Genomic DNA, 18,885 nt, shown 5'->3' with positions numbered 1-18,885 from the left:
CGCCCGAGTCTGCTAGCATTACCTCCCTGAGCAGAACCCCCCACGCATAACCTCGGAGAACCGCCATGCCCCGTCGACTCGGGTCCACCGCGCTTTCGGCATTACTCTTCCTTTGCCTCTTCAATTCCGCGGTCGCCGGTACGGCGAAGTCCGCCGGTCCAGAGCCACCCAAGGCGCCGAAGCACCCGATGGTCGACACCTATTGGGGCGAGAAGGTCACCGACGACTACCAATACATGGAGAACGTCAGCGATCCGCCGGTGGCGAAGTGGGTGAAGGGCCAGAACGCCTACACGCGCGCCTGGCTCGACGGCCACCCCGAGCGGAAGGCGATCCTGGACCGCATCGTGGCGTTGACCCACTCCGAGTCGCCCAGGTACTACTCCGTCACGTACCAAAACGGCCTCTACTTTTTCATGAAGGACCAGCCGCCGAAGCAGCAGCCGTCGTTGGTCGTCCTCACATCGGTGAGCGATGTGGCCTCCGAGCGGCCGGTCGTGGATCCGAACACGATCGACCCCACGGGCGGAACGTCGATCGATTTCTATTCCGCTTCCCTGGATGGCAAGTACGTCGCGGTCTCCCTTTCCAAGGGGGGCAGCGAGGACGGAACGCTCTACTTCTACGAGACCGCGACGGGCCGTCGCCTGGACGAGGTGATTCCCCGAGTGAACGGCGGCACGGCGGGAGGCAGCGCGACGTGGAACGCCGACGGGAGCGGGGTGTACTACACGCGGTATCCGCGCGAGGGAGAGCGTCCGGCGGCGGACCTGCCGTTCTACCTGCAGATCTATTTTCACAAGCTGGGAACGCAGGTCAGCGCGGACCCGTACGTGCTGGGGAAGGAATTCCCCAAGATCGCCGAGATCCAGCTGTCCACGAGCCCGGATGGCCGGTCCATCCTCGCCGACGTGTTCAATGGGGACGGAGGCGAGCATTCTTACTGGCTCCTCGCTCCGGGAGCGGCATGGACCCAGGTCACGCGGTTCGAGGACGGCATCGTGCAGGGGAAGTTCGGGATGGATGACGCGCTCTATCTGCTGTCCCGAGCCGGCGCACCCCGAAGGAAGATCCTGCGCCTCCCGCTCTCGACGCCGACGCTCAGTGCCGCCAAGGTCCTGGTCCCGGAGACGGAGAACGCGATCGAGGGATACACGCCGACCGCTTCCAGGCTCTACGTCACCGAGATGATCGGAGGACCGACGCAGATCCGCGTGTACGATCTGTCCGGGAATGCGATGGGGCTCGTGACGATGTCGGAGATCTCCCTGGTCGGACAGGCGGCGCGCACGACGGGCGATGACGTCCTGGTCCGGAGCCAGAGCTACACGCATCCACCGGCCTACTACCGGCTCGGCCCCAACGACACCCAGTTGAAGCCGACCGCGCTCGCGCAATCGTCTCCCGCCGATTTCAGCGATTGCGAAGTGCGCCGCGTCTTCGCTCCCGCCGACGACGGCACGAAGCTCCCGATCAACATCATCATAAAGAAGGGCGCCAAGCTCGATGGACAGTCCCCGACGCTGCTCTACGGTTACGGGAGCTACGGAATCAGCGAGCAGCCCTATTTTCAACCCGACCTCAAGGCCTGGATCGAGCAGGGCGGCATCTACGCCGACGCGAGCGTTCGGGGCGGGGGAGAGTTCGGGGAGGAGTGGCACCAAGCCGCCCGGCTTGGAACGAAGAAGGTCTCGATGGATGACTTTGCGGCGTGCGCCCGGTATCTCGTCAGAGAGGGATATACGAAGAAGGAGCGGCTCGCGATCGAAGGGGGAAGCGCGGGCGGGCTACTCGTCTACGGAACCGTCGTCCACTACCCGGACGTGATGGAAGCCGCGATCGCGCACGTGGGCTACGGCGATGTTCTTCGCACCGAGCTTGCGCCCAACGGTGAGTTCAACACGACGGAATTTGGAACGGTGAAGGACTCGGTCCAATTCCGCGGCATGTACGGCTACTCTCCCTACCACCACGTCAAGAACGGCAAGACCTACCCTTCCATCCTGGCGCTCACGGGCGTGAACGACCCGCGCGTTCCCTCGTGGGACACCTACAAGATGGTCGCCCGGCTGCAAGCCAGCGGATCGCCCAACAAGGTCCTGATGCGCGTGAGCTACGACTCAGGCCACGGTATCGGAACCGCGCTCTCCGAGCGCGACCAGCAGCAGGCCGACGCGCTCCTCTTCCTCTTGGATCGCCTCGGCGTGAAGTACCAGCCGATTCAAGGCAAGCAATCGGCGGGGAAGTCGGGGCCCAGCCTGTAGCGGGCCGCCCCTCTCCAGATCCTCCTCCGCCTCAGAGCGTTCGCTTGAAGAGAAGCGACGCCAGTGCCAGCATGATCATCGCGAAGATGGCCATCGCCGCGAAATCGGGCAAGACCGCATGGAGACCGACCCCCTTTAGCAGGAGATTCCGGAGCGCGTTCACGGCGTAGCGCATCGGGAAGATCGCCGAGAGCGCGCTGAGCCATTGGGGATAGCTCTCCGTCGGATAGAGCGCGCCGCTGGGGAAGAAGGTGACGACGTTCAGAATTCCGAAGAGCGCGCGAGGCATCAGCGGATTCGACACACGCGCCATCAGCGTGAAGACGAAGAGAATGAGGCCCAAGGCAAGCAGGAAGAGCGCCGCCCCCGCCAGGGCGATGGTTCGGAATCCCCCCAGAAGGTGCAACTGCGCGATGAGGATCGAGGAGCTCAGGACGACGGTGCCGATGATCATCGAGAGCGTGACCGCCGATAGGGTGAGCCCGCCGATCACGTCGAGCGCGGAGAGAGGCGTGACGAAGTAGCCTTCGTGGATCCCGCGGGCGCGGTCGTCCACGAGGATGATCCCTCCGGCCAGCATGGCGACAAAGAAGAGCGAGAGAGCGATGACGCCGGGCACGAGGTACTGCATGAAGTCCCGGTGCCCGTAGACATCGACCCGCTCGACCTGGATCCCGGGGATCGCGGCGAGCTCGGTCCCGGCGTTCGAGGGGCCGCCGTAGCCGGGGCCGCCAAACGCGCGGCGCAGCTCGGCCTCGATCACGTTCGCGGTGGTGTTGTCGGTGTTGTCCACCACGATCCCGAGCGATGCCCGTGTCCCCTTGGACACGTCCGCGCTGAATTCCGGAGGTAGGATGACCACGGCGCGGTAGTGCCCTTGCCGGAGCTTCGCGACGGCGGTGCTCGGATCGAGCTCGTCCGAGAGGCGGAATAGCTCCCGGCTCTGCTCGAGCGTGCGGAGCCTGTCGCGGACCACCACCGCGGAGGAGCCGCGGTCCTGATCCACGATCGCGACCGGGAGGTCGTGCAGATCTCCACCCATCACCTTGCCCAGGATCACGAGATAGGTGATGGGCATCAGGACCATGGGGACGAGAAACGCGCTGTTTCTTCGGAATCGCCGCAGGTCCCGCTCGGCCACGGCGAGCATTCGGCTCGGTTTGAATTCGAACATTTCGATTCTCCCTACGAGTCTCGCCGCGGGTCCGCGCCGGCGGCGGTCATCGCATCATCGTCGGTACGGCGTAGGTGTATTCCTGCGTCGCCGCGTCCCGCAGCCCTCGACCCGTGTAGTGGAGGAAGACGTCCTCGAGCGTCGGCTCCAGGAGCGACATGTTCTTCACCTTGTCGCCGTGGGCCCGAGAGACTTCCGCGATCGCCTCGAGAGGGACCACGTCGCCCCCGAGAATCACGCGCGCGGTGTGGGCCTCCTCCCGTCCGGCGTCCCTTACGTTGGGGAGCCCCTTGAGCGCCGCGAGCAGCTCGTCGCTGACTTCCTTAAAGAATTGCACCGTGAGGATGTCCTGACCGGGGACGCTCGACTTGAGCTCCCGAGGCGTCCCCAACGCGACGATCTTCCCGTGGTCGATGATGGCGAGACGGTCGCAGAGCCGGTCCGCCTCATCCATGTAGTGCGTGCAGAGGAGAATGGTGAGGTCCCCCTGGGAGCGCAGGCCCTCGAGGAGCTCCCAGATGACGCGACGGCTCTGCGGATCGAGGCCCGTCGTCGGCTCGTCGAGAATGAAGACATGGGGCCGGTGGATGAGGCCGCGCGCGATCTCGAGCCGTCGCCGCATCCCGCCCGAGTACGTGCCGGCCGGCCGATCCTTCCACTCCGTGAGTCCGACCGCCTCTAAGAGCTCGGTCGCGCGCTGCCGGCGCACCTTTCGCGGCAGGCTGTAGAACTTGCCGTAGATGTCGAGGCTCTCCCACGCGGAGAGGTCCTGGTCCACGGTATTCGCCTGCGATATCACGCCGATCTCCTGCCGCACCGCCGCCGTCTCTTTGGCGACGTCATGTCCCATGACGCGGGCGATGCCCGATGTCGGGGTGATCAACGTGTCGAGCATGCGAATGAGCGTGCTCTTCCCGGCACCGTTGGGTCCGAGGATCCCGAAGATCTCGCCCTGCGCCACGGTGAAATTGAGATCGTCATCCGCGACGAATTCTCCGAACCTTTTCGTCAGGTGCTCCACGACGATCGCCGGGGGCTTGCCGTTTCCCGCTTGCCGATTCACCGTCGAGCCCCCGCCATCCGCTTGACGTCCGGGCTCACCGTGATCGTGACCTCGGCCGTCATGCCGTCCTTGAGCAAGTGTTCCGGGTTCGGCATCCGGGCGATGACGGTGAACGTGCGGATGTCGCGGCGCTCCGCGCCCCAGTCCTTCCGCGTCGCGAAATCGCCCGCCGGCTGAATCTCCGTCACCTCTCCCAAGAATTCCCTCCGGTCGAACGTGTAGACCTTCACGCGCACGCCGTCCCCGATTCGAATGGCTCCGATTCGCGTCTCGTCCACCGCCGCGCGCACCTTCACGGTGTCGACCTGCGCCAGGGCCAGGACCGGCGTTCCGACCATGACCATCTCTCCAGGACGGTGGATCACCTCCGAGACCTGGCCCGCCGAGGGCGCGCGTAGCTCCGCGTACGATCGCTGGAGCTCGGCCTGCGCGAGGGCGCTCTCGGCCTGGCGCACCTGAGCGTCCCCGGCGCGCACTTGGGCCGTGGCCATGTCCGCGCCGGCCTTCGCGGCGTCCATCTGCTGCTGCGTGGTCGCGTCGCTGCTCAGAAGCTCTCGCTGGCGCTCCAGGTCGCGCGCCGCCTTGTCGAGGCCGGCGCGGGCTTGCGCGAGGGACGCCCTCGCTCCCTCCAGCGTCGCGCGGGCCGCCTGCACCTGGACATCGAGATCGTCCGTTTCCATCCGACCGACGAGCTGCCCGGGCTGAACGTTGTCGCCTTCCGTGACGGGGATGCTCGCCAACCGTCCGCCGACCTTGTACCCAAGCTGGACGTGGATCGCGTCGATGGTTCCGGTCGTCGTGACGTCGCCTCCGGTGTAGCCCTCGGTCCGTGTCGCGCTCCGCCACACGAAATACGTAATGGTCCCGATCACGAGCGTCAGCACGACCACCCGCACTCCGACCGGAACGCCCGAGCGCTTGCTCTCCACCATCGTCAATTTCCTTTCTTCACTGTGGCGCCCGTCGCGTGATCGAGCGACGCGCGTGCAATCCAGCAATCCATGAGCGATAGCGCTTCCTCGGCGCGGGCGTCGGCGAGGGCCGACTCGGCGTCGCGCACGTCGGTGGCCGTCGAGGAGCCGCCCTTGTAGCCCGCCTCCGCGGTCCGCAGAGCTTCACGCGCCGCGGCGACCCGGCTGCTGTCCGACTGCCAGACCGTGAGCGCGACGCGAAGATCGGAAAGCGCGCGGCTCACCTCGCGCCGGATCTCCAGCTCCGCCTCCTGGCGGTGGGCGAGAAGGCCTTGGCCTGTCGCTTCCAACGCTCCGGCGCGGGCGCTCGTGAGCCCGCCGTCCAGGATCGGCATGCTGACCCCGATCCCGGCGTAGAGCTTGTACGTCTTGAGCCCGGGCTCATCGAGCTCCCAATAGGAGTCGTCGCGATTGGGTCCCAGGTATTCCGCCGCGGCGTTCAAGTTGACCAGGGGGCTGCGGGCCGCCCGCGCGGCGCGCGCGCGATGCGCGTTCTCGCGGATCGCTTCGTCGTAGGCGGCCAGCTCGGGGCGCGCCCTGAGGGCTTGCTCGGCGGTAGCGGAGTCCGCGGGCGTATCGAGCGCCGGCGTGCCAGGCTCGACCAACCGCTCAGCCGGGTCGAGCGGGACCCCGATCGCCGTCTCGAGGTCGACGCGCGCGAGATGGACCGCCTCGCTCGCCTTCACCTTGGCGGTGGTGCGCGCCGCCAGATCGACGTGGGCTTGGAGCGAGTCAAGGCGAGGAGCCGCGCCGGCCCGGACCCGGGCGGCGCTCGTCCGGCGGTGGGCCTCGGCCGAGGCCAAGGCGTCGTCGGCAGCATCCTCCAGCCGCCCGGCGGCGATGACGCGGTAGAAGGCCTGGGAGACCCGCAGCACGAGATCCGCGTCCGCCTGCTGCCTCCCGTGCAGCTCGCCCGAGCGCGACGCCTCGGCCGCGCTCACCAGTGCGCCGTTTCGCCCTCCGGAATAGAGGGTGAGCTGCGCGTCGGTTCGCACGTCCAGGGCGCCGGCGCTGCCGACACGCACGACCGTGGTCGACCCCGTGACGGGGTTGGGGAACACGGTCTTTGGCGCTTCGTTGTTCCGAACGTAGCTCGCGCCGAGCCGAAGCGTGGGGGCGAGGGCGGCGCGGGCCTCGCGAATGCCGTGCTCGGCGCGCGAGACGTCCGCGTTCGCGACGCGGATGGCGGGCGCGTGCCGGCGCGCCAGCGCAACGCACTCGTCGAGCGTTTGGGCCGACGACGGCGTCGCGAGGGCGATGCTCAACGCCAGGAACAGTCCATGGGGCTTCATTTCGGGACCTCAGGCAGGTAGATGTTCACGATCGCTTCGGCCGTTGCGCGCGGATTGGAGGGCAGGGGCTCGACCCGCACGATCGCCCCGGCCAGGTTGTAGAACATCAAAGAACCGTGAAAGGAGCGCGCGACGATCGCCGGGTTCACGCCGGCCGCGGGAAGGAGATCCTTTCTCTCCGCGAACGCGCGCTCGAAGAGGCGCGTCTCGAGCGCGAGTAGGCGCGAGAGAAACTTCTGGTAGAACTCCCGCGCGAGGTGGGGCGTCTCCATGATTCCGAAGAAGACGACCCGAAACAGGTCCGGGCGCTCGCGAAGGTTGGTCAGCAGATGCTCCGCGATCGCTTGCAGGGCCTGGCGGGGCGGCATGTGGACTAAGTGCGACTCCATGAACTGGATGCGCTCCTCGAAACCGACGTCGGCGAGGATGGCTCGGATGAGATCCTCTTTCGTGGGGAAGTGCCGGAAGACGAGCGCCTCGCTCACGCCGGCACGGCGGGCCAGCTCGCGCGTCGAAGTGCCGTGGAAGCCATGCTCCGCGACCACCTCGAGCGCCGCGGCCACGATCTGGGACCGGCGATCGCGAGCCTTGAGCCTGGGCCTTCGTCCGGGCCGAGGCGACTTTCCAGCCTTCGTCTTGGTGGTCACGATGGCGGTCTCCGATGAACGCAGCCGGGCAGAGATTAGTAAGTACTCACTCATTTTTAAGCAGGAAAACGTCCAAAGTCATCCAGAATCGTCCTGGAAAGTTTCGAGCGTATAACATATTCGGTAACAATTAGTTGCAGTGCACTAGTTTGGCGCGCTCAACGCGTGATGGCGAATCAGGTCCGCTCGGAGCTTCTCCTGCCAGTTTCGCGATGCCTTTTGAGATGCGCCCTTCGCGAGACCGAACGCCGGGTTGTGCGCGATGCTCTTCCGGGACGCGAGGCCCGCTTGGAAGACGACAATCGTTCGATCAGCGTTCAGCGGCCGAACGATCACGGCGCACCGCGCCTCGATCTTGCCGGCGACGAGCCTGACCAAGGCGTGCTGGATGGGTTTCCACTCGGTGACGACGACGCCGTTCCGCGGATCCTTCTTCTGAATGCGCCACTGCTCGGCCGCGAACGTTCGTTCCACCGCCGGCATGACAACGCTCTGCGGGGCCGGAAGCGTGTCGGCGCAAGGCTCCCCGAGGGTCACATTCCACCCGCGCCGCGTCCCGATCTCATGCGCCGTACTCGGCGGCCCCGCACCGCGCCCGCATCCTGAAATGAGCGCCACGACAATCGCGAGGAAGGACGCGAGCGTCAGGATCCGGAGACGCGATCTGCGACCGACACACTCTCGAATTCCCATCGCGAGCGCATTATGCTGAATCGCAACCGGAGCTACGGAAATTTCTGTCGAGCGCGGAGGAGGAGAGGCACTCGAATGATCGCGTTTCGGTATCTCGTAAGGGACGTGGAGCGGGCGAAGTCTTTCTACGTGGGGCTTCTCGGTTTCGAGCTGGTCAAGCAGTGGGGTCCGGCCTTCGCGGAAGTGGAGCTCGATGGGGTGTCCGTGTGGCTGAGCGGACCCCAGACGTCCGCGGCGAAGCCCATGCCGGACGGCCGGAAGCCCGAGCCCGGCGGCTGGAATCGCGCGGTCGTGATCGTGGAGGATCTGACGACCCGCGTCGAGGAGCTCAAGGCGGCCGGCGTCACGTTCCGGAACACCTTGCTGTCGGGCCCCGGAGGCTCCCAGATCCTCGCCGAAGATGGCGTGGGCAACGTAGTTGAGCTGTTCGAGCCGCGGGATTAGATCTCATGTTTCCCTGGTCCCCTGCCGATATTGGTTGGACGAAGGGGGGCCCCTATGATGCTGCGAAGACTCGCGCCGTTCCTGCTGGCGATTCCAATTCTGATCAACAGCTGTTCTGGTCCGTCCAAGCTCACGGAGAAGAGCGAACAGAAGCTCGCCGGCGGCGACGCCTGGCGCGCCTGGCAGCTCGCGACCCGTGCGCTCGACAAGGAACCCGGCAACCCGCGTTCCCGCGCCGCCGCGACCGCGGCCGGCACCGCGATCGCCCAAGAATGGCAGCGGCGCATTCATTCGCTCGCCGAAACCGACAGCTTGAAGGCGGCGGCGCAGGTCCTGGATCTGACCGAATTCCGCGAGAACGCTTCGCGGTACGCGACCATCCCCATGGGCGCCGAATGGCCGGCCGAGGAGCGCACCCTGCGCCAGATGGCCGCCCGCACGCATTTCCAGCGCGGCAGGGAAGCCGCCGATTCGGGCCGTCCCAAGAGGGCATACTCCGAATTCACCGAGGCCGAGCTCTATGTCAGCGACTATCGCGACGTGGCGAAGCGCGCGGACAAGGCTCTCGGTCAGGCGCTCACCAGCGTGGCCGTTGTGCCGTTCCGCGCCCGCTCCGCCGAGCCCTCCCTAGGGATCCAGGTCGCGCAGGCGTGGCGGGACAATCTGGTCCAGGGTCTCGCGCCCCCGGCGGCCCGGTTCACGCGCATTCTGGGCGGCGACGCGATCGAGCGCACCATGACGCTCTCCGAGCTCGAGGACGTGACGCGCGAGGAAGCGGTTCGCCTCGGCAACGAGATGGGCGCCAACCGCGTGGTCTGGGGCTCCATCGGCGCGGTCAAGTCCTCGACGCGGCTCAATCTGTTCAAGGACACCGTCTGCCGGCGCGTGATGGCTCGGGACGCCGACGGGCATGAGTCGGCGCACTGGGTGGACGTTCCGATCGAGGTGGTCGCCCGCGTTCGCGACGTGACGGTCGGCGTCGACTACGAGGTGATCGCCATCCGGAGCGGAGCCACCATCGCGCGCCGGCACGTCGACCGGTCGACATCGGCCCGCGTCGTGTGGACCTCGTATCAGCCGGAGGGCGATCCGGCGTCCTACTCCCTCGTATCGGAGACCGTTCGATCGGCGGATCCGAATCGCGCGAGGGATGTCGAGACTCGCTGGAAGTCGGTGTGCGGCGATGCCACGACGCTGGTCCAGGTTCTCGAGGCCCGGCGCTCGGCGGGATCGTCCGGGCATTACGTACGCGAGGCGCTCCCGCGCTTCGTTGCCGGCGCGGCGTTCGTGTTCCTCGAAGATCTGCCCCCGGCCGAAGATCTCGCCCTCACGACGCTCTCACGAGGCTCGGCGCCGCTCCAGGACGACCTGCTCCGACTGGATGACATCGACGACGTCGATCTCTACGCGGACAAGCCCGACGCCACCTCGCGCTAGCGCGAGTAGCGGCCCGCCGCAGACGTAGGCGCGGGGGCAAGCGGATTCGATGACGGGGCCCCGGTAGCTTGAGCTGTCGGGGCCTTCGCATTTCGGTAGACGCCTCATTCGGCCTGGCGGTATCCTCCCCGATGTCCTCCAAGGATGGTCCCCGAAACACTCCATCGTAGGCTGGTTGCTCGCCGGCAGCTTGGCGTAAGAACGTCTCCGGGCAGGGGAAGGCGAAATCGACATCATGCCGCGTCGGATCGCTCTATTAGCCTTGGCGCTCGTGATCACCCTGGGTGCGGCGTACCTTGCCGGCTGCGCCAATTCCGTGAAGCCCCCTCTGAAACCCGCGTCGTTGGATCCCGAGACCGAGCTGACCTATGCGCCGGTCGAAAACGACACCACGTCGGTCCACGTTCAACTTTATTGGAATGGGTTTGATCGCGACGGAGAGGTGGTGAAGTTCTACTTCTCCGTCGACGCGGACACCGCGCTTCCAATCACCGAGTGGAAATCGACCACGGCGAAGGACGCTTCCCGCTCCGTACGATGACTGGAGGTGGGTCGGCATTCGGGCGAGTGGGAAGCGCTTTTCGAATGTGGGGCCCGGCGAGTACGTGTTCGTGGAGCGCGCGATCGACGGGGCCGGCGCGATCGAGAAGCCATTGAAGTTCGTGACGAACATTCGCCATTTTACGGTCGCCCCGGCGAGCCCGCCCGTGGTCGGTCTCGGGCCGAGGCTAACGATCTTTTGCAGCGTGCTGAACCGATCCATCAACGCATCCGGCCCGATCGACGTTCCCAGGGACGCGATTCAGGTTTTGGAGGGGGAGACAATCTACTTCTCCTGGTCGGCAAGCAGCGATTCCTACGGCGGGGTCGTGGTCGGGTACGCCTACGCCCTCGATGACACGACTCACCTGCCCAACCCGAATCCATTCGCCACCGGCACGACGCTCACGCCCGGCCAGCTCTACTCGGGTGGACACACCCTGTTCATCAAGGTGATCGACGACGTGGGTCTCGTGACGAACGCGGCGATTCCGATCCTCGTCGTGCATCCGACCTTCAAGGATCCCGGCGCAGCTCGGGAGATTCTCTACGTCGATGATTCGCTCGGTCCAGGCAGCACCCCCAGTAGAGTCGGGAATTTCCCCTCCGATGAGGAAGAGACGAGCTGGTGGACCCTCACATTGCTCCCGAACCTGCGTGTCCCCTTCACGGAATGGGACACCTATCTGGCCGGCCAGGGTGACGTGGAGGGGAGAAAGCCGCCCCCGCTGAACGAATTGTCCAGGTACTCAACGGTGATATGGAACGTAGATTTCAATAATGGACCCATTCCGACGGGACTTCACAAGACTCTATTCGAGAACACACAGAGCTCCCTCGCGGCCTACCTCCGCGGGGGAGGGACTCTCATCCTGACCGGGTTCGCGATCGGCAGCAACGTCAGCAGGCCGTTGACCATTCTCTATGGGAACGCCACAAACGGCATATGCGCCGGTCTCGGGCCCGGAGAGGCCTACAACCTCACATACTTTTCCAGGAACTTCATGGGGGTTGATGGCGCGCGGGCAAACTGGGACGGCCTTCGCACGCTCGGGGCCCGCGACTTCGTCGCCGCGATTCCAACCACCGCGGGCATTGCGTCCGGCTACGACTCGGCGCTCGTCGATCGGGGCCCGCTCGGAAGCGGGGCCAAGTGGATCACATATCCGGGTTCCGGCGATCCGAACAGCAACAGCTCGCCCGGCCTGCCCCAGGTGGACGGCCTGATCATGGCGCAGAACTTCGGCTGCGAGCCGAACGCGCCCGCGGTTTTCAAGCCCGAGAATCCCTCACAGCCGATCGCCCAGCCGGTCCTCCTCTATCACGGTGTGAACGTTGGCATCAACGAGGATGGAAAGCCCTCACCACGGGAGGGCACGGTGGTCGGGGTCCAGGTGCAGGCGCACGGTCTCGGACAGGGTTCGGCGCAGACATTCGACCCGAACCGCTCCGTCGGCCGCATGGCGCACCTCACGTTCCCGCTCTACTTCCTCCGTGACCCGGACGCGGTCCGAATCCTCAGGGCGGCCTATTCATACGTGAGCGCCTCACCGACCCTGCCCTAGCAGGCACGCGGCGCCCAGTAAATCTCATTTGGACAATTGGTTGAAGCTACGCCTGGTCGCAGGCCCCGCGCCCGTTCGATCTCCCCACATTTCGCCCGAGAGTGGTAACCTTTTAACCTCTCGCGCCGTATTCGTGTCGTGGATCGGAGTAGCGCGTAACACTTTGACCCCGAAGTAACTGGAGGCAGCTGGGCAATGGCACTGAAGAAAAAGCACTATTGGATCGGGGCCGCCGTCGTCGTCGTGGGCGTCGTCATCGCGCTCGCGGCGTTCCGTGGCCGCGGCGACAAGACCCTTGCAGTTCAGACGGCCAAGGTCGATCGACAGAAGATCGTGCAGAAGGTGAGCGCCACCGGGAAGATCCAACCGAAGACCCAGGTCGAGATCAGCGCGGACGTGAGCGCCAAGATCATCAAGCTGCCCGTCAAGGAAGGGCAGTGGGTGGAGAAGGGCGCCCTCCTCGTGGCATTGGCCCGCGAGCGCTACGTGGCGGCCGTCGAGAGCGGCGAGGCGAACGTGAGCTCGGCGCAGGCGAACGCGACGCTCGTCCGCGAGAACATGAACCGGACCGAGAAGGAGTTCGCGCGATCGAAGGAGCTCTTGGCCACAGGATTGGAATCGCAGTCCGCCTTCGAGGCTAAGCAGGCTGAGTATCAGGTTGAAGTGGCGCGCTACAAGTCCGCGACCGATCAGGTCGAGCAGGCCAAGGCTTCGTTGAAGCAGGCCCGCGACGATCTGTCCAAGACGACCATCTACGCCCCGATGTCGGGCACGGTCTGCGCCCTGAACAAAGAGCAGGGCGAGATCGCGCTCGGCTCGCAATTCCAGAAGGACGTGATCATGATCGTCGCCGATCTCTCGGAGATGGAAGCCCAGGTGAACGTCGACGAGAACGACATCGTCTCGATCGCGGCCGGCCAGAAGGCCGAGATCGAGGTCGACGCGATGCTCGACAAGCCGCTGACGGGCGTCGTCTCCGAGATCTCCAACAGCGCGAACGTCGCGGGCCAGGGCACCGCCGAGCAGAAGACCGAATTCGAGATCAAGATCAGCATCATCGATCCGCCCAAGACCCTGCGGCCCGGCATGACCGCCAGCGCCGAGATCGTCACCAAGACTCAAGACAACGCGCTCAGCGTCCCCCTCCAGACGGTCGCGGCCAGGACGGTGGATCAGCTGACCATGAAGGGTGAAAAGCGGAAGGACGCGGAGAAGCGCTACAAGCCCGACAAGGATGGGTTCGTGGAGATCGTATTCACCGTCGTGGGGGGAAAGGCCGTCGCGAAGCAGGTCAAGACCGGCATCCAGAGCGACGCGCTGATCGAGATCGTGGACGGATTGAAGGAAGGCGAGGTCGTCGTCACGGGGAGCTACCGCGCGATTTCCAAGGACCTGCAGAACGGAGCGGTGGTGACCGTCGGCAAGGAGCCAAAGTCGGGCAAGGGGGCGCAGGCGAGTGAAGCTGGCGGTTGATCTAAGAGAGTCGTTTCACGTCGCCATCGCGGCCATCCGCGCCCGGAAAGCGCGCGGCGCCCTGACCACGCTGGGAATCATCATCGGCATCGTCGCCGTCGTCCTGACGATGACGGCGGTGAACGGTCTGCAGAACAGATTCCGCGAGAGCTTCTCCTCCATCGGCACGGACGTGCTCTACGTATCGCGCATGCCTTGGATCGTCATGAATGACTTCTTCCAGTTTCGCAATCGCCCGCCGCTCGATCTCCGCGAAGCGCGCGAGCTGGAGAAGAACATGCGCGGCCGGGCCGTCGTCAATCCCACCATGGAGGGGCGGCAGGACGCGAAGTACCAGGCCGAGACCATGGAGGGAGTGCCAGTCATCGGCACCACCGAAAAGCAGACGATCCTGTCGAGCGCCGTACCGCAGACCGGACGATTTCTACAGTCGTACGACGTTCGATACAAGAAGTACGTTTGCGTCATCGGAACGGACGTGAAGGACGCCCTGTTCGGATCCACGAACCCCCTCAACAAATCCCTGAAGGTCGGCCGGACCCTGTTCCGCGTCATCGGCGTCATGGAGAAGCAGGGGGGAAGTTTCATGGGAGGCCCGAACTTCGATCGGCAGATCTTCGTCCCGATCACTTCCTTCGTGGGCGCTTTCGGAGGCGGCCGCGGGCAGGACGTCAACGTGGCGGTGAAGGCGCCCCGCCAGGAGACCTTGAAGGATACCGAGTACGAAGTCATCGGGGAGATGCGAAAGATCCGCAGGCTGCGTCCGGTTCAGCCCGACAACTTCTCGATCAACAAGCTGGACACCCTCGTGGGCACGTTCAGCAACCTGATGGGCGTGGTGCTTGTGGTGGGGCTCATCGTAACCAGCATCTCGCTCTTTGTCGGCGCCGTGGGCGTGATGAACATCATGTTCGTCTCCGTCACGGAGCGGACGCGGGAAATCGGGGTGCGGAAAGCCATCGGCGCGACCAAGCGCGTGATCCTCTCCCAGTTCCTGATGGAGTCGTGCACCATCTGCCTTCTCGGGGGAGTGATCGGAATCGTCTTGGCGTCGATATTGACCGCGGTCATCAACGCCGTGCTGATGCCCGCGACGGTTTCGTGGCCCATCGTGATCGTCGCGGTCACGGTGTCGATGGGAGTCGGAATCGTCGCCGGCGTGGCGCCCGCCTATCGGGGCGCCAAGCTCGATCCGATCGAAGCGCTCCGGTATGAGTGACTCGCGGGGAGGGAGCCTTCATGCGCCTGCGTGACACGCTCCACATGTCGATGGGGACCCTCCTCAGCAACAGGCTGAGGTCCATCCTCACGCTCGTGGGAATCGTCGCGGGGGTGGCGTCGATCATCGCCGTGATGACCGCGATATCCGTCGTCCAGTCGACAATGGAGAAGGAAATGAGCGTCCTGGGCGCCCAGACGTTCCAGGTCCAGAAGTGGCCCGCGGGCGGATTCGGTTCGGACGCGGATCGCCGTCGGGCCATGCGCCGGCCCCCGCTCACGCTGAAGGACGCCGCCGCGATCCGGGAACACGTCGAATCCGCGGACCTGGTGGGGTCCGAGCTCTGGGACTTCGGGTTCGTCGTGGAGTACAACGGTGAATCGACGAATCCGAACGTCTCCATCTGCGGCGGGACACCCGAGTATCCCCAGAACAATACCCATTACGTCGGACTCGGGCGGAACATCTCGCCGATCGACGTCATGAGCGCGCGCAACGTGGCCGTCATCGGCTACGCGCTGGGGAAGAAGTTCTTCCCCTTCGTGGATCCCATCGGAAAGATGATCCGGGTCGACAAGCGCAAGTACGAGGTCGTGGGCGTATTCGACGAGAAGAAGTCGGCATTCGGGGCGGGCTATGACAACTACGTCCTGATTCCGGTTTCGACGTTCATCAAGACCTACGGGCTCACGGATCGAAACGGGTTCTCCCGCTCCGTCAACATCACGGTGCGGGCCAAAACCCCGCAGCTGATCGGGGATGCGATCGAGCAGACGCGCCAGGTGCTGCGGAGCGAGCGGGGCGTCAAGCCCAACGAGGTCGATAACTTCGAGTTCTTCAACAGCGAAAGCTTGATCACGCGATTCAATGAGATGAGCATGAGCGTGAAGATCGCGGCCTTCGTTATCGGGATCATCGCGCTGCTCGTGGCGGGCATCGGCATCATGAACATCATGCTGGTGGCCGTGACCGAGCGGACGCGTGAGATCGGGATTCGGAAGGCGATCGGGGCCAAGGGCATCACGATCCTGACGCAGTTCCTCCTGGAAGCCGTGATCCTCTGTAATATCGGCGGCGTGATCGGCGTGATCGTGGGATTCGGGCTGGGGAACCTCGTGGCCCTCTTCGCCCACTTCGACGTGAACGTGCCGATGCAATGGGCCGTGATCGGGTTGGTGTTCTGCTCCGCCGTGGGGATCGTCTTCGGTCTCCTGCCCGCGATCCGCGCCTCCCGACTGCACCCCATCGACGCGCTGCGCTACGAGTAGAGGGTTGCGCTGAATCCCGCGCACCCGCGATAATCCCGATCTCTCATCTCATGGAGGGATTATGGGAAACCACCTGAATTCTGCGATTCTCAGGGCGTCCGTAGCCGCCCTCGTCGTTACGGGCGCGGCCGGATGCTCGTCGCTGACCAAGGAGCAGAAGGGCGCGATCATCGGAGCCGCCGCCGGCGGCGCCGCGGGCGGCGTCATCGGAAAGCAGACGGGATCGACCGCGCGGGGCGCGATCATCGGGGCCGTCGTGGGCGGCGTGGCCGGCGGGATCATCGGGCATCAGATGGACAAGCAGGCGCAGGAGCTCAAGCAGAACATCCCGGGAGCCGTCGTCGAGCGCGTGGGCGAGGGGATCCAGATCACGTTCGCGTCCGGGCTGATGTTCGAGTTCGACTCCGACGTCGTTCGGGGTGACGCGCGGACCAACCTGAATACGCTCGCGAGAAGCCTGGATAAGTACGACAAGTCGGATCTGATGATCGTCGGCCACACGGACAACGTGGGAACCCGCGCGTACAATCAGGACCTCTCGGAGCGCCGCGCCAATTCCGCGGCCCGATACCTGCACTCCCAGGGAGTCACGCGTCGCATCGCGACCCGGGGGCTCGGCGAGGACGAGCCGGTCGCAACGAACGATACGGATTCCGGGCGCCGCAAGAATCGCCGCGTCGAGGTAGCGATCTATGCGAGCGAGGCGTGGCAGGCGGAGGCAAAACGCCAGGCCTCAGCGCCCTGAGAGACCTTCCCGCGCCGTCCGATTCGTCGTACCTTTCCAAACGGTGCCCGGCCAAGCATCCGGGCGTGATGTGGTCGCGGAGTCCAGCCCATCCAGACACGCGGAGGTGACGATGCTCGCACGTACGCTAGCAGTCTCGCTCTCGGTCGCGCTCTTGACCCTTCTCTCGGCGACGGGGGCCAGCGCCGGAAGCTATCCACACGAGCGCGACGGCATGGTCCTCGGATTCAATGTGGGCGGAGGTAGCGCGGGGATCAGCGCCACCGGCTTGGACAGCAACCGCGAGGGTGGATTCGGCGGGAACTTCCGGGTCGGCTACGCCTTCTCACCCCAGGTTGCCGCGGGCCTCGAGGGCAACCTGTGGACGAAGAGCGTGGACAACGAAACCTGGACGTTCAGCTTCGGCGGCCCCGCGCTGACCTACTATCCAGGCGCGACGGGCTTCTTCGTCCGGGGTGGCGTCGGGGTCGGAACCGCCGATTACAGCGTCGATCAAGGTGGTGGCGTCACGACCTCGGTATCTGACGACGGGTTCGGCTTCCTCGTCGGGACCGGCTACGAGTGGAGATTGGGTCATAAGTTCGCGCTCGGTCCGCAATTCGACTACGCGCACGCCAAGGTGAACACCGATTTCTCGGTGAATTACTTCAACTTCACCATGGGCCTAAACTGGTACTTCTAGATCGAGTCCGCTGTAGCCGCCTACGCCGTCTGACTTGACCCGTTCCGGTACTAAGCGGACCACGGTCCCGCGCCCGCCCTGGCGTCGTCGGACGGTGGGTTGGGGTCTCGCGGCGCCCTTCATCGTGGCGATCGCGGCGATCGCCACGTACATTCCGGCGCTCTCCTTTCAATTCCTGAACTGGGACGACAACGTCTATGTCCTGAGCAATCCGTGGATTCGTGCGTGGTCGAGCGCGAATCTGGCGCACATCTTCACGGAGCCTTACTACTCGAACTTCCTCCCCCTGCACCTCGTGTCGTACATGGTGGACTACAGTCTGTGGGGGCTCAACCCGACGGGCTATCACCTTCAATCGATCGTTCTCCACGCTCTGAACGCCGCGCTGGCGATGTTCGTCGTGAAGCGCATGCTGGGCAGCTCGGTCGTCGCCTTTCTCGCCGCGCTCCTCTTCGCCGTGCATCCTTCGCACGTCGAAGCCGTCGCGTGGATCTCGATCCGGAAAGACCTCCTCTCGACTACGTTCGCTCTCCTGACGGTGTACTTTTACCTTCGCGCCTCGAGCGGGGCCCAGATCCGACGGCCCTCCTACGCGGCATCGATCGTCTGCTTTGCCCTGGGCCTTCTCTCCAAGGTGAGCATCGCCACTCTTCCACTCTTCCTGTTGTCCCTGGATCGCTTCAAGGCGGAAGGGGAGCCGCGAAACCCCTGGGTCAAAGACCTCGCGAGCAAGATCCCATACGCGCTCGTGGGTCTATTTCTTGTGTGGCGGAATACCCTCGCGCAGGCCAAGGCGACCGCGCCCTACGCGCGGGATGCGCTCAGCTACGCGATGGTCAAAGGGCACGCCGTGTGGAATTACCTGGGGCTCCTCCTTGGGGTTCTGCGTGGGAGCCCGGACTACGACGCGCCCGTATTGGGCAAGGACCTCGCCACGGTATTCGTATCCATGGCCGGCCTGGCGTTTCTCCCCGCGGCGGCTTGGATCGCCCTTCGATTCCGGAACCGGACGGCCTTCCTGGGCGCCGCGTGGATCTTCGTCACTCTGTTGCCGGCGCTCGCCTTTCCCCTCGTCACGTACATGGCGGACCGGTACCTCTACGCGCCCTCCCTTGGATTCTGCTGGCTCCTGGCCGCGGGTATTGTTGGCTTGAGCGGCCGTGTCGGCCGGCCACGCCTGAGGGCCGTCGCCCTGGTCGCTCTCACCTTGGTGCCGCTCGTCGCGTTCCTGGCTCGGACTCGGGAGAGCCTGCCGGTCTGGCGCGATTCGGAGTCTCTTTGGACCTATGCGATCACTCGCTGTCAGGACTTCCGCGCTTACACGAATCTCGCGGAGGTCCGCCTCGGGCAGAAGCGGTATGACGAGGCGGAGCGGCTCCTGCGCCTCAGTGCCCGAGCCGACGATGCC

The 18,885-nt window shown here is 65.1% G+C and carries 16 protein-coding genes; 10 read left to right on the top strand and 6 right to left on the bottom strand.

Annotated elements, in window-relative coordinates; all coding sequences use genetic code 11:
• The first annotated feature begins 65 nt into the window (after positions 1–65).
• Positions 66–2,264, top strand: coding sequence for a S9 family peptidase (locus tag E6K79_02785; protein ID TMQ66296.1), 2,199 nt, complete (start codon positions 66–68; stop codon positions 2,262–2,264).
• A 31-nt stretch (positions 2,265–2,295) separates the two neighbouring features.
• Here the strand turns inward: E6K79_02785 and E6K79_02780 are convergent, their stop codons facing one another.
• From E6K79_02780 to E6K79_02755, 6 genes are all read right to left on the bottom strand, one after another.
• On the bottom strand, positions 2,296–3,438 hold the full coding sequence (locus E6K79_02780; protein ID TMQ66295.1) for an ABC transporter permease: 1,143 nt from the start codon (positions 3,436–3,438) through the stop codon (positions 2,296–2,298).
• 46 nt (positions 3,439–3,484) lie between these two features.
• The gene (locus tag E6K79_02775) at positions 3,485–4,501 is read right to left on the bottom strand and encodes an ATP-binding cassette domain-containing protein (protein TMQ66294.1); all 1,017 of its coding nucleotides are present in this window, start codon (positions 4,499–4,501) and stop codon (positions 3,485–3,487) included.
• A complete protein-coding gene (locus E6K79_02770) occupies positions 4,498–5,433 on the bottom strand; it encodes an efflux RND transporter periplasmic adaptor subunit (protein TMQ66293.1) in 936 nt (311 codons plus the stop codon). Before E6K79_02770 ends, E6K79_02775 begins: the two co-directional genes overlap by 4 nt.
• Positions 5,434–5,435: 2 nt before the next feature.
• Positions 5,436–6,764, bottom strand: a complete 1,329-nt coding sequence (locus E6K79_02765; protein ID TMQ66292.1) for a TolC family protein — start codon at positions 6,762–6,764, stop codon at positions 5,436–5,438.
• Complete coding sequence (locus E6K79_02760; protein ID TMQ66291.1) at positions 6,761–7,465, bottom strand: TetR/AcrR family transcriptional regulator; 705 nt, start codon at positions 7,463–7,465, stop codon at positions 6,761–6,763. The genes E6K79_02765 and E6K79_02760 overlap by 4 nt, the downstream gene beginning before the upstream one ends.
• 90 nt (positions 7,466–7,555) lie before the next feature.
• Positions 7,556–7,894, bottom strand: a complete 339-nt coding sequence (locus tag E6K79_02755) for a hypothetical protein (GenBank protein TMQ66290.1) — start codon at positions 7,892–7,894, stop codon at positions 7,556–7,558.
• Between the two features lie 285 nt (positions 7,895–8,179).
• On the opposite strand from E6K79_02755, the gene E6K79_02750 reads away from it, so the two are divergent.
• The 9 genes from E6K79_02750 (at position 8,180) to E6K79_02710 (ending at position 17,477) form a co-directional block, all read left to right on the top strand.
• On the top strand, positions 8,180–8,548 hold the full coding sequence (locus E6K79_02750) for a VOC family protein (protein ID TMQ66289.1): 369 nt from the start codon (positions 8,180–8,182) through the stop codon (positions 8,546–8,548).
• A 54-nt stretch (positions 8,549–8,602) separates the two neighbouring features.
• Complete coding sequence (locus E6K79_02745; protein ID TMQ66288.1) at positions 8,603–9,985, top strand: hypothetical protein; 1,383 nt, start codon at positions 8,603–8,605, stop codon at positions 9,983–9,985.
• Between the two features lie 235 nt (positions 9,986–10,220).
• Positions 10,221–10,526 (top strand): hypothetical protein, encoded by a 306-nt coding sequence (locus E6K79_02740; protein TMQ66287.1) that lies wholly within the window; start codon positions 10,221–10,223, stop codon positions 10,524–10,526.
• 64 nt (positions 10,527–10,590) lie between these two features.
• The gene (locus tag E6K79_02735) at positions 10,591–12,090 is read left to right on the top strand and encodes a hypothetical protein (protein TMQ66286.1); all 1,500 of its coding nucleotides are present in this window, start codon (positions 10,591–10,593) and stop codon (positions 12,088–12,090) included.
• A 195-nt stretch (positions 12,091–12,285) separates the two neighbouring features.
• Entirely contained in the window at positions 12,286–13,563 is a 1,278-nt protein-coding gene (locus tag E6K79_02730) for an efflux RND transporter periplasmic adaptor subunit (protein TMQ66285.1), read from the top strand.
• Entirely contained in the window at positions 13,547–14,782 is a 1,236-nt protein-coding gene (locus E6K79_02725; GenBank protein ID TMQ66284.1) for an ABC transporter permease, read from the top strand. The genes E6K79_02730 and E6K79_02725 overlap by 17 nt, the downstream gene beginning before the upstream one ends.
• Before the next feature lie 20 nt (positions 14,783–14,802).
• The gene (locus tag E6K79_02720; GenBank protein TMQ66283.1) at positions 14,803–16,050 is read left to right on the top strand and encodes an FtsX-like permease family protein; all 1,248 of its coding nucleotides are present in this window, start codon (positions 14,803–14,805) and stop codon (positions 16,048–16,050) included.
• A gap of 61 nt (positions 16,051–16,111) precedes the next feature.
• On the top strand, positions 16,112–16,795 hold the full coding sequence (locus tag E6K79_02715) for an OmpA family protein (GenBank protein ID TMQ66282.1): 684 nt from the start codon (positions 16,112–16,114) through the stop codon (positions 16,793–16,795).
• A complete protein-coding gene (locus tag E6K79_02710; protein ID TMQ66281.1) occupies positions 16,743–17,477 on the top strand; it encodes a porin family protein in 735 nt (244 codons plus the stop codon). The genes E6K79_02715 and E6K79_02710 overlap by 53 nt, the downstream gene beginning before the upstream one ends.
• The last annotated feature ends 1,408 nt before the right edge of the window (positions 17,478–18,885 follow it).

The sequence above is a fragment of the Candidatus Eisenbacteria bacterium genome (assembly GCA_005893305.1).
GTDB lineage: Bacteria > Eisenbacteria > RBG-16-71-46 > SZUA-252 > SZUA-252 > WS-9.
Note: the sequence above shows the minus strand (reverse complement) of the source record. Positions and strands in the feature narration are given on the sequence as shown.